Raw genomic sequence first — 14864 nt, forward strand, 5'->3', positions numbered from 1 at the left:
GGCTCGGTTTAATGCGGTTCGTCGCCCTCCTCTCGTTCATGCTCAACGACCTCGCCTGCGCCTGTGAGGCGGCGGGATGCGGCCGCCCGCTCTCGGAGGAGTCGCTCATGCTCGTCATGCGGACCGCCGCGGGCGAGCGCCGGGCGTACGAGTGCGACTGCGGGGCGGTCACGATCACCGTCGTTCGGGAGTGAGCGCCGACCGCGTCGACCGCCGAGTGCGTCGACCGTCGGCCCGGCCGATCAGGCCGGAAGCGCCAGCCCTTTGCGTCGCCGCCGTCGCCGTTCCACCATGGAGGAAATCATCCGCGCCCGCGGCCACGAGCACGTTTCCGCGACGCACGCGAGCACGTTCGAGGTGACGAGCGACGACTGGCTCACGCCCGCCGGGGACTGCATCCTCGCGGTCGAGGCCGACCGGACGCCCGCGGATTTCGACCGCGAGTTCGTCGCCGCGTGCCGCGACTCCGACGCCCGGATCGTCGCCGCCTTCGAGGCGGGGGAACGAACCGAGACCGTCGTCGGCCGCGGCCACCCGGAGCTCTCGTTCGAGGACGACCGCAGCGCGGTCGGTCGGACGAGCGACTACGTCGACGACCGGACGATCATGGTCGGCGCGGAGAAGGCCGCGGAGGGGTTCGACCGCGAGTTCGTCGCGGCGCTTTCGGACGGGGCCGAGGTGACGGTGACGCTCTCCGTGGAACCGGCGGACGGAAAGGGGGAGCAGGATCGGTAGCGCCGTCTCGTCCCAGTCGGTCGCGCCACCCTGCCTTGCCCGCCTCGTCTCCTCTCGTCCCGTCTGCGCGGGTGCGCCCGACGACGCGGACCGGGCGCGACCGGCGCTACGCTACTCGGCTTCGATCATCACGTCCGTCGCCTTCACGACGGCGCTCACCTCGTCGTCCTCGTCGATCCCCAGGCGTTCGACCGAGTCGCGGGTGATGACCGCCGCGACGGTCTCTCCGCCCTCGGTTTCCACGACGACCTCCGCCACGAGGCCCTCTGAGTCGATCGATCGAACGGTTCCCGCGAGTCTGTTCCGCGCGCTGAGGGACATACGTAGCTGTCGTCTTCGAACCGACATGAGACTTGCCCGCGCGTCGGCGCGAAGTGCGATCGAAGCGCCGGGACGACGGCCCGTTCGCCGTCCGCCGACCGACCATCGACCATCGACCAACCGCCGCGCGTTTCGTGCTCCTTTTGTCGACCGCGGCCGTCTCACCGCGCATGCCCGAAGAGCCGGCCGAGAACATAAGCGGCGGCAGCGCCGGCGGCGGCGTCGAGGCGGAGTTCGACCCCGCCACCGCCGGGACGCGCGCGGAGGCCGTCGTCGACGAACTCGGAGAGCTGTACTGGCGGAAGGCCTACGGCGGCCGGGACGCCTTCACCTGCCTCGTCCGGACGATCCTCAGCCAGAACACGAGCGACGTGGCGAGCCAGCCGGCGCACGACGGTCTGATGGCGCGCTACGGCGACGGCGACGGCACCGACGCGGGTTCGGATGACGACCTCGCGCTCTCGCTCGCCGACGCCGAGCGGTCGGTACTCGCCGAGACGATCCGGTCCGCGGGGCTGTACAACCAGAAGTCCGAGATGATCGTCGGGGCCGCGGCGGAGATCGTCGAGGAGTTCGGCGGCGCGGCGGGGTTCGACGCGTTCGTCCGCGAGGAGGACCCGACGGCGGTCCGAGATCGACTGCTGGAGATCCGCGGCGTCGGGCCGAAGACCGCCGACTGCGTGCTGCTTTTCGCCGGCGGCCGCGGCGGCGTGTTCCCGGTCGACACGCACGTCCACCGGATCGCCCGCCGGATGGGGCTCGCGCCGGCGGACGCCGACCACGAGGCGGTCCGCGAGCACCTGGAGCGCGACGTGCCGGCCGAAAAGTGCGGCTTCGGACACACCGCGATGATCCAGTTCGGGCGGGAGTACTGCACGGCGCGAAAGCCCGCCTGCCTCGACGGCCCGGAGGCGTGCCCCCTGTACGACCGCTGCGACCGCGTCGGCGTCGACGAACTCGACGGGACGGTCGTCGATCCCGCGGAGGCGGCCGACTGACGGACGCGACGGCCGATCAGCACGCCGCGGTTCCGACCGGGCCGACGACGGGCACCTCGTCGGACTCGTAGCGAACGTCCGGAAGCGTCGGCACCTCGAACGCGTAGCGAAACGCGAGCGCGAACCGGTCGAAGGGGTACCGGAGGAAGCGCGCGGGGTCGCCGACGCCCGCGAACAGGACGCCGGCGTCGAGCGAGACGATCCGGTGCTCCCCGGTCGTCCCCCTCGCCTCCACCCCGAGCGCGCCCGGCCCGCCGAGATTCGTCAGGAGCGAGGCGTGGACGCGGAGGTCGATCCGGGGCCCCCTCGGTCCCGATCGCGAACTCGTGGCCGCCGTCGGGGAAACACGCCGTCGCCGCCGGGTGCGTCGCCGCCAACGCGCCCGGCGACGCGCTCCCGTCTTCGGCCGCCGCGGACGCGGGAACGGCGGCCGCCGCGACGAGAAGCGAGAGGGCGACCGCGACGGCGGTGCGACGGGTGACGGTCCCGGCCATGGCGGCCCCACTCGCCGCCGTCGGTTAACGTTTCGTATTCCTTACCTATTCGCGCTCTCCGGCCTACTGAAGCTCGTCGAGTCCGGCGAGCAGCGCGTCGGCCGTCGCGAGGTTCGTCGCCAGCGGCACGTCGTGGACGTCGCAGATGCGCATCAGCGCCGAGATGTCGGGTTCGTGCGGCTGGGCGGTCAGCGGGTCGCGGAGGAAGATGATCCCGTCGCAGTCGTCGGAGGCGACCTCCGCGCCGATCATCAGGTCGCCGCCGATCGGGCCGGACGCCTTGCGCTCGATGTCCAGTCCGGTCTCCTCCGTGAGGCGCTTTCCGGTCGTGCCGGTGGCGATGAGGTCGCACGCTTCGAGCACGTCCCGGTGCTCCCTGGCGAACTCGATGAGCGCCGGCTTCTTCTCGTCGTGGGCGATGAGCGCGAGTCGCATATCCCCACTCGGTCGGACGGACTAATGAATCCCACCGGGTCGTCCCCGTCGCGGCCTCGGAACCGGTCCGCCCGCCGCGGTTGCCGGGACCGGCCCGCACGCTGAAACGCCGTCGGCCCGAACGTCGCCACGCATGCCGATGGAAACGTACGCGCTCGAAATCGCGGAGACCGAGTCCGGGGAGGGAATCACAGCGGACGTGTACGACGAGGCGGGAACGATCGCGGCGTCGACCCGCGCGAACTACGCCGACTACGACCTCGAAGCCGACCGCGACGACGGGCCGCCGGAGCCGATCGAGCGGGAGACGGCCGCGGACGTGACGGCGCTCGACGCGCAGTTCGAACGCGACGACGGCGGGTTCGTGTTCCGGGTGCTGGGCGACCGCGAGGAACTCCTGCGAGCGCGCGTCGAGGACGACGAGTGGGGACTCGCCCGCGTCGACGGATAGACCGACGGCGAGGCCCGAGATTTATCAGCAATCGCGTCCGTCGGTTCGGTGGCGCGTCCGACCTACCGGAAGCGGAACGTTTCGAGGTTCTTGGGCGCGAACGTTCGCATGTTGAACTCGTGGTACAGCGCCGAGGAGAGGTCCTGCACGGATCGTTCGTCGCCGTGGACGCAGAGCACCTTCTCCGGGCGCGGGTTCATGGTCTTCACGAAGTTCATGAGCCCCTGCCGGTCGGCGTGGCCGGAGAAGCCGTCGACCGTCTCGACGTCCATCTTCAGCTTCAACGTGTTGGAGCGACCGACGTTGTCCCGGTCGTTGATCGGGATCTCGTCCCAGCCGTTCTGGATGCGCCGACCGAGCGTTCCCTGCGCCTGGTAGCCGACGAACACGAGCCTCGAGTCCGGATCGGGGCCGACGTGGCGGAGCCACGACATGATCGGCCCGCCGGTGACCATCCCGGAGGTCGAGAGGATGATCGCCGGGCCGCCGTCGGTCACGTCCTGTCGCTCCTCCTCGCCGCCGTCGATGTGGTTGAACTCCTCGGCGAGGAAGGGGTTCTCGTCCTCGTGGAAGATGCGGTCGCGGACGCCGTCGCGGAGGTACTCGGGGTAGGTCGTGTGGATGGCGGTCGCCTCCCAGATCATCCCGTCGAGGTGGACCGGCATGCGCGGGATCTTCCCCTCGCGCATCGCCTCCTCCAGCACGAGCATGATCTCCTGTGAGCGCCCGACGGCGAACGCGGGGATGAGGACCTTTCCGCCCTTCTCGTGGGTTCGGTTGATCACGTCGATGAGGTTCCGCTCGGAGTCCTCCTGGTCTGTCTGGTAGTCGTTTCGACCGCCGTACGTCGACTCCATCACGAGCGTCTCGACGCGCGGGAAGTCGTTGACCGCGCCGTTGAAAAGCCGGGTGTCCTTGTAGTGGATGTCGCCGGAGAAGGCGACGTTGTAGAGGCCGTCGCCGATGTGGAAGTGGCTCACGGCGGAGCCGAGAATGTGCCCCGCGTTGTGGAACGTGAGCTTCACGTCCGGCGCGATGTCGGTCACGTCGCCGTATTCGAGCGGGATGCAGTGTTTGATGGCCTCCCGAACCATCTCGGACTCGTACGGCGGCGCGCGCCCCTCCTTCGCGGCGACGTCGAGGTAGTCGAGGGTGAGAAGACCCATGAGATCGCGGGTCGGCTCGGTGCAGTAGATGGGGCCGTCGTAGCCGTACTTGAACAGGAGCGGGATGAGCGCGCTGTGGTCGAGGTGCGCGTGCGTGAGCACGACGGCGTCGATGGAGTTCGCGCCCGAGCCGAGCGCCTCGGGGACCTGCAGGTACGGCACCTCCCCCTCCGCGCCCGGCTTGTCGCCGCAGTCGACGAGGACGCGCGTCTCCGCGGTCGAGAGGATGAAGCTCGCGCGACCGACCTCCCGGCAGCAGCCGAGCGTCGAGATGCGGACCCACTGCTCGCGGCCCAGCTCCTCGCGGTGGATCTGTCGACCGACCCGCTCGAGGATGTCGCGGCGGTCCTCGCGCTCCTGTTTGAGGAAGTTCCGGACGTTCGACACGGTCGACGACTCGATCGGCGGCGTCCGAACCACCTCCGGCGTCCACCCGACCTCCTTCGTTATCTCCCGGAGGGTCGACCCGTGCCGCCCGATGACCATCCCCGGTTTTTCGGCCTCGATGACGACCTCGCCGGTGTCGGCGTGGAAGTCGAGGTCCGTGACGCCCGCCTCGTCGGGGATGACCGTCATGATCCTCCCCTCCGCCTCCTCGGGGTTCGAGAGGACGTCCGGATCCGGTCGAACCGTGATCCGCTTGCGAAGCTTCGACGCCAGCCGTCGAATCAGGTCGCCGTTTCGCGCGAACTCCTTCGGGTGGCGGGTGTAAACGACGAGTTCGGGCCCTTCGTACTTGACGTCGGACACCGTGATGCCGCCGGGGAGTTCGCTCTCGATCTCTGCTTGCAGTTCTTCGAGTTGCCTGTCTACTGAGCTCATGTGTCGAAGCTACCCGGCCGCTTCGCGGCGGTCCGGGCTTCGTGTACTGCCCATCTGGACACGCGTCGGACCCGCTGTGGGTCCTCGGACGGTCGCCACCTGTTGACCGGTCGTGTCGGGGAGCATAGCCGATGAGGTACTGTCTGCTAATGCCAGGTGCTCAACTGCGGGAAGAGGCAGTGAAAACCCGCTTAATCGGCTGTATTACCTCCCGATTATAAAAGCCTTCGCAAACTCGAAGGGCGTGCCGCGCGTCCGTCGCGTATGGAACTCACTCCAGAGGCGGTCGCCGCGGAGTATCGGTGGGTCCACGAGCGCGCGTCCGTCGTCGTCCCCCTCGTCAACGCCGTCCGCGCGGATCTCGGCGAGCTGTTCTCGACCGACGTGTACTCGATCACGACGGAGCAGTACCGCTCGGCGGTCGACGACGTGTTCGCCGACGGCGACCTCGCGGTCAACGTCGCCGGACTCGTCGGCCTCCTCCGCGACCTCGACGTCGCGGGCGACTACCCGGGCTTCGTCGTCGACGAACTGCTCGGCCGCGAACTCGCCGGGATGCTCGCGGGCAACCAGCCGCTCCGCCTGCTCGGCGAGGCGACGTTCCACTACGCGGACGTGACGCACCACCTCGACGACGAGGTCGCCGGCGTGGACGACCTCGACGCGGCGCTCGCGGCGGGCTTTCAGACCCGCCTGCCGGGGTGGCCGTGGACGGAGGGCGACAGCCCGTTCGCGGCGGTCGGTCCGGACGACGCCGAGAACGCGACCGACTCGGGGTGAGCCGCGCGGCGGTCCCCGCCCGACGAGGGGACCGGTCGCCGTCGCGTACCGCACAATTATACGTGCTGGGGCGCGTCGTATGTACTGTGATTCCACATGTCATCCACGGAAGCCAAGACGTCGCGAGCTGAGTGGGGGAGCCGATTCGGATTCCTGATGGCGATGATCGGCGCGATGGTCGGCGTCGGCAACATCTGGCGCTTCCCGTTCGTCGTCGGCGAGAACGGCGGCGGCGCGTTCGTCGTCGCCTTCCTCGTCCTCCTGTTCCTGCTCGCGATCCCCGGCCTGATCGCCGAGGTCGCGCTCGGGCGCTACACGGGAAAGGGCGTGATCGGCGCGTTCCGCGACGTCGTCGGTCCCGGCGGCCTCGTCGGCCTCGGCGTCGTCGTCGTGCTCGTCAACGTCGGCCTGATGTCGTACTACTCGCCGCTCATCGGCTGGACGCTGTACTACGCGATCCACTCGTTCCTCTTTACCTTCACGTCCGCCGGATTCCAGGCCGAGCCGTTCTTCGACGCGTTCCTCGCGAACCCCGCGCTGACGGTCGGGATGCACACGGTGATCATGGGGCTCGTCGCCGCCGTGCTCCTCCTCGGCATCCGCCGCGGCGTCGAGCGGATCGTCGTCTACGCCGTCCCGGCGCTCGTGCTCTCGCTCGCGATCATCGCGGTTCGCGGGCTCACCCTCGACGGCGCGACCGAGGGGCTCGTGTTCGTCTTCAGCGTCGAGTGGGGCGCGCTCTTCGAGAGCGGAACCTGGATCGAGGCGCTCGGGCAGGCGCTGTTTTCGACCGGCCTCGGCTGGGGGATCGCCCTCACCATCGGCAGCTACCTGCGCGAGTACGACGACGTGCCGCTCGGCGGCGGCGTCTTCACGGCCCTCGGCGACGCCAGCGTCGGCATCCTCGCGACGTTCGCCGTCTTCCCCATCGTCTACGCGTTCGGCGTCCAGCCGGACGCGGGCGCGGGGCTCACGTTCGTCTCGCTCGTCCAGATCTTCCCCGAACTGGCCGGCGGCGCGCTGCTCGCGATCGTGTTCTTCGTCGGCTTCTTCCTCGCCGCGTTCACCTCCGGCGTGCTCATCACCGAGGTCGGCGTCACCACGATCGCCGAGGAGACGCGCCTGAGCCGGAACGGGACGGTGCTCGCCGTCTGCGGCGCCATCTGGCTCCTCGGCCTCCCGAGCGCCCTGTCGGCCGACGTCCTCGACTACGTCGACGCCGTGTTCGCCTCGTGGGGGCTGCCGCTGGCGACGCTCGCAATCATCACCGTCATCGGCTGGAAGCTCGGCCCCGAGCGCCTCCGCGTCCTCTCCGTCAACCAGAACGCGGGCGTGTACGTCGGGCCGTGGTGGAACGGCCTCGTGAAGTACCTCATCCCCGCGGTGATGGTGTTCATCATGGCGTACTACGCCTACGACAACTTCGGCACCCCCGAGATGATCGGCGGGATGGTCGTGCTCGTGGCGTTCCCGGTCGTCGGGTACGCGCTCATGTGGTACCTGGAGGGGCGGTCGGAGCCCGCGTCGGCCGACGGGGTCCCCGGGGCCGGGGGTGACGACTGATGCCGCTGCCCGCGGAAGTCTGGGGGACGATGCTGTTCGTCGTCGTCGCCTTCTGGGGCGTCGCCGGGTGGGCGCTCGTCCGGACGCTCCGGCAGGAGGACCGGAAAGTCGAACTCGTGGAGACGAACCGGAACGACCGGATCGACACCTACTCGCCGGAGGCGCTCTCCGACCTCCGCCGATGGGTCGAGCGCAACCCTGACGACCCCTACGCGCCGGACGCGACGGCGAAGTACAACGCGTGCGTCGAGACGCTGCGGGCGACGGACGCGCACTTCTACGACTGGAGCGACGAGGAGATCGCGCGTCTGGAGACGCTCTGAGTCGGATCCGACCAACTACCGGCTCGTCGGGCGGTCCGTCCGACGAACACACCGGCTTTAATACTCCCGTTGGCCAGTTCCAGGTATGAGCGACGCACAGGAACTCGGCATCACCGAGTCCAAAGAGCACAACACGGGCGAGTGGTACGCCGAGGTCGTCCGGAAGGCCGGCCTCGCCAACTACGCGCCCGAGGGGATGAGCGGTTTCATCGTCACCCGCCCCCGCGGGTACGCGCTCTGGGAGGCGATCCAGTCCGATCTCGACGCGAAGTTCAAGGCCACCGGCGTACAGAACGCGTACTTCCCGCTTTTCATCCCCGAGAGCTACCTCGAACGCGAAAAGGACATCGTCGAGGGGTTCGACCCCGAGGTCGCGTGGGTCACCCACGGCGGCCACGAGGAGCTCGAAGAACGCCTCGCCGTCCGCCCCACGAGCGAGAGCATCATCGCGCCCTACCTGAGCCGGTGGGTCCGCAGCCACCGCGACCTGCCCCTCCGGGTCAACCAGTGGTGCAGCGTCGTCCGCTGGGAGGCGACCGACACCAAGCCGTTCTTCCGGACGAAAGAGTTCCTCTGGCAGGAGGGCCACACCGCCCACGCGACCCGCGAGGAGGCGTGGGACGAGACGATGACGCGGCTCGACCAGTACGAGTCGGTCTACGAGGACGCCCTCGCCATCCCCGTGCTCCGGGGACGAAAGCCCGAGCACGACAAGTTCCCCGGCGCGGACACCACGACGACCGTCGAGGCGCTGATGCCCGACGGCAAGTCCGTCCAGGGCGCGACGAGCCACTACCTCGGGACGAGCTTCGCGGAGGCGTTCGACATCACGTACGCCGACAGGGACGAGGTGGAGCGCGTCTCCCACACGACCTCGTGGGGGCTCTCGTGGCGCGCGCTCGGCGCGCTCATCATGACCCACAGCGACGAGCAGGGGCTCGTCCTGCCGCCCGCGATCGCGCCCGAGCAGGTCGTCGTCGTCCCCATCTGGCAGGAAGAGACGAAGGGGGAGGTGCTCGAATACGCCGCAGGCGTCGCGGACGACCTCCGCGAGGCCGGCGTCCGCGTCGAGCTCGACGACCGCGACGAGCGCAATCCCGGCTTCAAGTTCAACGAGTGGGAGCTGAAGGGCGTCCCCGTCCGGTTCGAGATCGGACCCAACGAGGTCGACGACGGCGAGGTGACGGTCGTCCACCGCCCCGACGGCGAGCAGGTCGTCGAGGCGCGCGAGGGGATCGCGGACGCCGTCTCCGAGCACTTCGACGACGTCTACGCGAAGCTGTACGCGCGCGCGGAGGAGAATCTGAAGGAGAACGTCCGCGACGCCGACAGCCGCGAGGAGATCCTCGGGACGATCGGCCGCTACGGCGGCTACGTCCGCGCGCCCTGGTGCGGTGACGAGGCGTGCGAAGCGGAGATCAAAGACCAGATCGCCGCCGAGATCGTGCTGGTCCCCTTCGAGGAAGGCGTCGCGTCGGAGACGCGACGAGGAGGCGGCGAAGCCGTCTCCGACGCGGCGGAGCCGCTCGATCTCGACGGCCGCGCCTGTGCGATCTGCGGGGACGAGGCGACCGAGACGGCGTTCTTCGCGAAGTCGTACTGACGCCGGCGAGGGCGCCTTCCGCCGCGACTGCGGCGGAAAACCGCGCGTGATACGAACACCTTATATTGCCTAATGTGGTGTTAGTATGCACTTATCCTTTCAGGGGTAGGCTGATAAACCGGAAGTTCGACAACGAACACATGACCAAGCCACAGAGAGACAAGCATCCGCTCGGGCTCGCCGACCCGACGGACGAGCGATCGAACTGCGGGGTCGGTGCCGTCATCGATCTCGACGGCGGTCGGACCCACGGGACGATCGCGGACGGGCTGTCGCTTCTCGAGAACCTCGAACACCGCGGGACGACCGGCGCGGAGGAGAACACCGGCGACGGCGCGGGCATCCTGATCCAGCGCCCCGACGAGTTCTTCGAGGCCGCGGTCGACGTCGACCTCCCCGAGACGTACGCGGTCGGGTCGATCTTCATGCCGCGGGACGGCGCGGCCCGCGAGGCCGTGACCGACCTGTTCGAGGAGGCGCTCGCCGGGTACGGTCTCGACGTGTTCCACTGGCGCGACGTGCCGACCGACGACGCGGACCTCGGCGCGACCGCGCTCGAATCCGAGCCCGACGTGTGGCAGGCCTTCGTCGCGCCGGCCGACGAGTCGGCCTCCGTAGACGACTTCGACCGCGCGCTGTACGTCGGCCGACGGGCCGCCGAGAACGCGATCGACGTGGCTGACGTCGAGGGCTCCGGCCGCTTCTACGTCTGCTCGCTCCACCGCAAGACGCTCGTCTACAAGGGCCTCCTGAAGGCGGAACAGCTCCCGACGTACTACCCGGACCTCACGGACGAGCGGCTGCGATCGACGCTCGTGCTCGTCCACGCGCGCTTCTCGACGAACACGCTCGGCGCGTGGCACCTCGCACACCCCTACCGGAACATCATCCACAACGGCGAGATCAACACCATCCGCGGCAACGTCAACTGGATGCGCGCGCGCGAGACGGACATCGAGCACCCCGCGTTCGGCGACGAGGTGGACACGCTCAGGCCGGTGACGGTCGCGGACCAGAGCGACACGGCGTGCGTCGACAACGTCGTCGAACTCCTGTTGCAGGGCGGCCGGGGGCTCCCGCACGTCCTCCGGATGCTCATCCCCGAGGCGTACCGCAGCGACGACGCCATGAGCGCCGAAAAGCGCGACTGGTACGACTTCCACGCGGGCCTCGTCGAACCGTGGGACGGCCCGGCGCTCGTCGCGGCGACCGACGGCGACCGCGTCGCGGCCGTGCTCGACCGCAACGGGCTTCGCCCCTGCCGGTACGACGTCACCCACGACGGCCGGCTGATCATGGCGAGCGAGGTCGGCGCGCTCGACACCGACCCGTCCGAGATCAAAGAGCGCGGCCGCCTCAAGCCCGGACAGCTGTTCATGGCCGACCCGGAGGAGGGCCGCGTCATCCCCGACGAGGAGGTCTTCGAGTCCCTCACCGACCGAAAGTACGGCAAGTGGATCCGGGAGGAGCAGCGCCAGCTCGACGAGCTCGCGGACGACGGGGACTACGACACGATCGGACGGGTCGACTCGCTCCGCGCCCACCAGGCGGCGTTCGGCTACACCCACGACCAGCTGAACCACCTCATCGAGCCGATGGCGAAGCAGGGGAAGGACCCCGTCGGCTCGATGGGCGACGACACCCCGCTTTCGGTCCTCTCGGAGATCAACCGCCCGCTGTTCACGTACTTCAAGCAGCTGTTCGCGCAGGTGTCGAACCCGCCGATCGACTACATCCGCGAGGAGCTGGTGACGAGCCTCGAAAGCCGCCTCGGCGCGCAGCGCAACATGCTCGCCGAGTCGCCCGAACACGCCCGCCAGCTCGTGCTCGAATCGCCCGTCCTGACCGACGCGCAGACGGAAGGGATAAAGAAATTGGACGGCGAAGACGACGGCCTCCGCTCCGCCGTCGTCGACGTGACGTACGAGCGCGGCGACGACGCGGACGCGACGCTGGAGGCGGCCGTCGAGCGCCTCCGCGAGGACGCGCGCGAGGCCATCGAGGACGGCGCGGACATCGTCGTCCTCTCGGACCGGAACGCCGGCCTCGACCGCGTGCCCATCCCGAGCCTGCTCGCGACGGGCGCGGTCCACCACTCGCTCGTCAGAAACGGCCTGCGCAACCACGCCGGCCTCGTCGTCGAGTCCGGCGATCCGCGCGAGGTCCACCACCTCGCGACGCTCGTCGGCTACGGCGCGGGCGCGGTGAACCCCTACCTCGCCTACCAGACCATAGAGGACATCGTCGCCGGCCCCGACGGGGCCGACGAGTCCGCCGCCATCGCCGCGTACAAAAAGGCGCTGGAGGACGGCCTCCTGAAGACGATGGCGAAGATGGGTATCTCGACGGTCGAGAGCTACCAGGGCGCGCAGATCTTCGAGGCGGTCGGCCTCGACTCCGACCTCGTCGCCGAGTACTTCGAGGGCACAGAGATCCGGACGGAGGGGATCGGCCTGTCCCAGATCGAGGAGGACCTGCTCACCCGCCACGCCGTCGCCTTCGGCTCCGACCCGACGCTCGACCGGCAGGGCGAGTACGAGAACCGCTCCGGCGGCCTCCACCACCAGTGGAACCCGAAGACCGTCGGGACGCTCCAGCAGGCCGTCCGCTCGGGCGACTACGAGAAGTACGGCGAGTTCGCCGAACTCGTCAACGACCAGTCCGAGGAGCTGCAGACGCTCCGCGGCCTCCTGGCGTTCGAGAGCGACCGCGACCCCGTTCCGATCGAGGAGGTCGAACCCGTCGAGGAGATCGTCGCGCGCTTTTCGACGGCGGCGATGTCGCTCGGCTCGCTGTCGCCCGAGGCGCACGAGAACAACTCCATCGCGATGAACCGCATCGGCGGCAAGTCGAACTCCGGCGAGGGCGGCGAGCCGCCGGAGCGGTTCGGCACGGAGAAGGAGTGCAACGTAAAGCAGGTCGCCTCCGGCCGCTTCGGCGTCACCTCCCACTACCTCAGCTCCGCCGACGAGCTCCAGATCAAGATGGCGCAGGGGTCGAAGCCCGGCGAGGGCGGCCACCTGCCCGGCAAGAAGGTGAACGAGATGATCGCCCACGTCCGCTACTCGACGCCGGGCGTCGGCCTCATCTCCCCGCCGCCGCTGCACGACATCTACTCCATCGAGGACCTGAAACAGCTCATCCACGACCTGAAGGTGTCGAACCCGGAGGCCGACATCAACGTGAAGCTCGTCTCCGAGGCCGGCATCGGCACCATCGCCGCCGGCGTCGCGAAGGCGAAGGCCGACGTGGTCCACATCTCCGGCCACTCGGGCGGCACGGGCGCGTCGCCGAAGACCTCGATCAAGAACGCCGGCCTCCCGTGGGAACTCGGCCTCGCGGAGGCGAACCAGATGCTCCGCGCGACGGGCCTGCGCGACCGCATCCGAGTCTCGACCGACGGCGGGCTGATGACCGGCCGCGACGTGGCCGTCGCCGCGCTGCTCGGCGCGGAGGAGTACGTCTTCGGGACCGCGAGCCTCGTCACCTCCGGCTGTGTGATGGCCCGACAGTGCCACGAGAACACCTGTCCGGTCGGCGTCGCCACGCAGGACGAGAACCTCAGAAAGCGCTTCCCCGGCCAGCCGGACCACGTCATCAACTACATGGCGTTCATGGCGCAAGAGCTGCGCGAGATCATGGCGGAACTCGGCTTCCGGTCGCTCGACGAGATGATCGGCCGGCCCGGCCTCCTTCGCCAGCGCGAGACGGACCACCCGAAGGCGAAGCACCTCGACCTCTCTGCCGTCATCGCGGAGCCGGCCGGCGAGAGCCGGATCAAGACGCGGGAGCAGCGCCACGCCGACGTGGACGCGCAGCTCGACCACGAACTCATCGACGCCGCCGAACCGGCGCTGGAATACGGCGAACCGGTGCACGTCGCGAGGGAGATCTCGAACGTCGACCGCGCGGTCGGCGCGATGCTCTCGAACCGCATCTCGAACCGCTACGGCGGCGAGGGGCTCGCGGGCGATACGATCACCTGCGAGTTCGACGGCGTCGCCGGCCAGAGCTTCGGCGCGTTCCTCGCCCGCGGCGTGACGATGGAGCTGACCGGCGCGGCGAACGACTACGTCGGCAAGGGGCTCTCCGGCGGCAAGGTGATCGTCCGGACGCCCGAGACGGCCGCCTACGAGGCGGACGAGAACGTCCTCATCGGCAACGTCGCGCTCTACGGCGCGACGCAGGGAGAGGCGTACATAAACGGCGTCGCGGGCGAGCGCTTCGCCGTCCGCAACAGCGGCGTGAAGGCGGTCGTCGAGGGCGTCGGCGACCACGGCTGCGAGTACATGACCGGCGGCGTCGTCGCCGTGCTCGGCGAGACGGGGCGGAACTTCGCCGCGGGGATGTCCGGCGGCGTCGCCTACGTCTACGACCCCGACGAGGCGTTCCCGTCGCGGACCAACACCGGCATGGTGTCGCTGTCGCCCGAACTGTCCGAGCGCGACGAGGCGATGCTGCGCCGCCTCGTCGAAAATCACGCCGCCTACACCGGAAGCGAGCGCGCGGCGGCGCTGCTCGACGACTGGGCGACCGAGGCGCAGCACTTCGTGAAGGTGATGCCCGAGGCCTACGCGACGGTCATCGCGGAGGACGGCCGAGCGGACGTTCGCGACGAACTCCCGCAGGCGGCGAGCACGGCCGCGGAGGGAGACGGGACGCTCGAAGGCGAGGGCGGCGCGGTCTCCGGCGACGACTGACCGCTCCGCTCAGCGCGCATCCGCCCCTCGTAGCCCGCTCACCGAGTCGATTTCCAGCGCCCAGATTCGAAGTTTCTCCATCGGATCGGCCTCCGAGAAGAGGCTCGGGTACCACGCGTTGTCTTCGAGCGCGTCCATCGCGGCCGACCGGTTCGCCCGTTCGACCTCCGAGACGGCACCCTCGACGACGACGCTCCGCCAGTCGGCCGGGGTCGTCGCCTCGTAGACGACGAAGCTGGCGCGCTCGGTCCGCTCCGCGAACGCCGTTTTCCTGCTCTTCTCGCCGAACCCGACGAACGCGAAATACAGCGTCGATTCGCCGTCGTAGCCGGCCGAGATGGGGACGCCGTACGCCTCGTCCCCGGCCGCGAGCGAGAGCACGCCGGTTCCGCGCTCGCGGAGGAACGACTTCGCCTCGGCCTCGGTCATCCTGTTTCCCTGCAACCGATCGATGTCGCTAGCTGTCATGGCGG

General features: G+C 69.3%; 14 protein-coding genes and 1 pseudogene. 9 read left to right on the forward strand and 6 right to left on the reverse strand.

What is annotated here, in order from left to right; translation table 11 throughout:
* The first annotated feature begins 11 nt into the window (after nt 1-11).
* On the forward strand, nt 12-194 hold the full coding sequence (locus tag C3L37_RS12570; protein ID WP_129114958.1) for a hypothetical protein: 183 nt from the start codon (nt 12-14) through the stop codon (nt 192-194).
* A gap of 97 nt (nt 195-291) precedes the next feature.
* The gene (locus C3L37_RS12575) at nt 292-735 is read left to right on the forward strand and encodes a DUF371 domain-containing protein (protein WP_129114959.1); all 444 of its coding nucleotides are present in this window, start codon (nt 292-294) and stop codon (nt 733-735) included.
* Between the two features lie 111 nt (nt 736-846).
* On the opposite strand, the gene C3L37_RS12580 is transcribed toward C3L37_RS12575, so the two are convergent.
* Entirely contained in the window at nt 847-1056 is a 210-nt protein-coding gene (locus C3L37_RS12580; RefSeq protein WP_129114960.1) for a TOBE domain-containing protein, read from the reverse strand.
* Between the two features lie 170 nt (nt 1057-1226).
* Here C3L37_RS12580 and C3L37_RS12585 point away from each other — a divergent pair, with 170 nt between their 5' ends.
* The gene (locus C3L37_RS12585; protein WP_129114961.1) at nt 1227-2054 is read left to right on the forward strand and encodes an endonuclease III domain-containing protein; all 828 of its coding nucleotides are present in this window, start codon (nt 1227-1229) and stop codon (nt 2052-2054) included.
* Nucleotides 2055-2070: 16 nt separating this feature from the next.
* Here C3L37_RS12585 and C3L37_RS12590 read toward each other — a convergent pair whose 3' ends face one another.
* The 3 genes and pseudogenes from C3L37_RS12590 to C3L37_RS12595 form a co-directional block, all read right to left on the reverse strand.
* Nucleotides 2071-2349, reverse strand: a complete 279-nt coding sequence (locus tag C3L37_RS12590; RefSeq protein WP_449267286.1) for a DUF7332 family protein — start codon at nt 2347-2349, stop codon at nt 2071-2073.
* A 16-nt stretch (nt 2350-2365) separates the two neighbouring features.
* Nucleotides 2366-2548, reverse strand: a pseudogene (locus C3L37_RS25995) (DUF7332 family protein); the annotation flags it as partial.
* 63 nt (nt 2549-2611) lie between these two features.
* Complete coding sequence (locus tag C3L37_RS12595) at nt 2612-2983, reverse strand: methylglyoxal synthase (RefSeq protein WP_129114963.1); 372 nt, start codon at nt 2981-2983, stop codon at nt 2612-2614.
* 133 nt (nt 2984-3116) lie between these two features.
* Here C3L37_RS12595 and C3L37_RS12600 point away from each other — a divergent pair, with 133 nt between their 5' ends.
* Nucleotides 3117-3434, forward strand: coding sequence for a hypothetical protein (locus C3L37_RS12600; protein ID WP_129114964.1), 318 nt, complete (start codon nt 3117-3119; stop codon nt 3432-3434).
* 62 nt (nt 3435-3496) lie between these two features.
* Here the strand turns inward: C3L37_RS12600 and C3L37_RS12605 are convergent, their stop codons facing one another.
* Nucleotides 3497-5422, reverse strand: coding sequence for a beta-CASP ribonuclease aCPSF1 (locus C3L37_RS12605; RefSeq protein ID WP_129114965.1), 1926 nt, complete (start codon nt 5420-5422; stop codon nt 3497-3499).
* A gap of 264 nt (nt 5423-5686) precedes the next feature.
* Here C3L37_RS12605 and C3L37_RS12610 point away from each other — a divergent pair, with 264 nt between their 5' ends.
* The 5 genes from C3L37_RS12610 (at nt 5687) to gltB (ending at nt 14391) form a co-directional block, all read left to right on the forward strand.
* Complete coding sequence (locus C3L37_RS12610; protein ID WP_129114966.1) at nt 5687-6202, forward strand: hypothetical protein; 516 nt, start codon at nt 5687-5689, stop codon at nt 6200-6202.
* Between the two features lie 96 nt (nt 6203-6298).
* Entirely contained in the window at nt 6299-7765 is a 1467-nt protein-coding gene (locus C3L37_RS12615) for a sodium-dependent transporter (protein ID WP_129114967.1), read from the forward strand.
* Nucleotides 7765-8088 carry a hypothetical protein gene (locus tag C3L37_RS12620; RefSeq protein WP_129114968.1) on the forward strand — a complete coding sequence of 108 codons (324 nt, stop codon included), beginning with the start codon at nt 7765-7767 and terminating at the stop codon, nt 8086-8088. Before C3L37_RS12615 ends, C3L37_RS12620 begins: the two co-directional genes overlap by 1 nt.
* 85 nt (nt 8089-8173) lie before the next feature.
* Nucleotides 8174-9691: a proline--tRNA ligase gene (proS, locus tag C3L37_RS12625; RefSeq protein WP_129114969.1), complete on the forward strand. Its 1518-nt coding sequence runs from the start codon at nt 8174-8176 to the stop codon at nt 9689-9691.
* 140 nt (nt 9692-9831) lie between these two features.
* On the forward strand, nt 9832-14391 hold the full coding sequence (gltB, locus tag C3L37_RS12630) for a glutamate synthase large subunit (protein ID WP_129114970.1): 4560 nt from the start codon (nt 9832-9834) through the stop codon (nt 14389-14391).
* Nucleotides 14392-14400: 9 nt separating this feature from the next.
* Here the strand turns inward: gltB and C3L37_RS12635 are convergent, their stop codons facing one another.
* Nucleotides 14401-14859 carry a pyridoxamine 5'-phosphate oxidase family protein gene (locus C3L37_RS12635; RefSeq protein WP_228546222.1) on the reverse strand — a complete coding sequence of 153 codons (459 nt, stop codon included), beginning with the start codon at nt 14857-14859 and terminating at the stop codon, nt 14401-14403.
* Nucleotides 14860-14864: the final 5 nt, after the last annotated feature.

It is taken from the genome of Halegenticoccus tardaugens (genome assembly GCF_004116405.1).
GTDB lineage: Archaea > Halobacteriota > Halobacteria > Halobacteriales > Haloferacaceae > Halegenticoccus > Halegenticoccus tardaugens.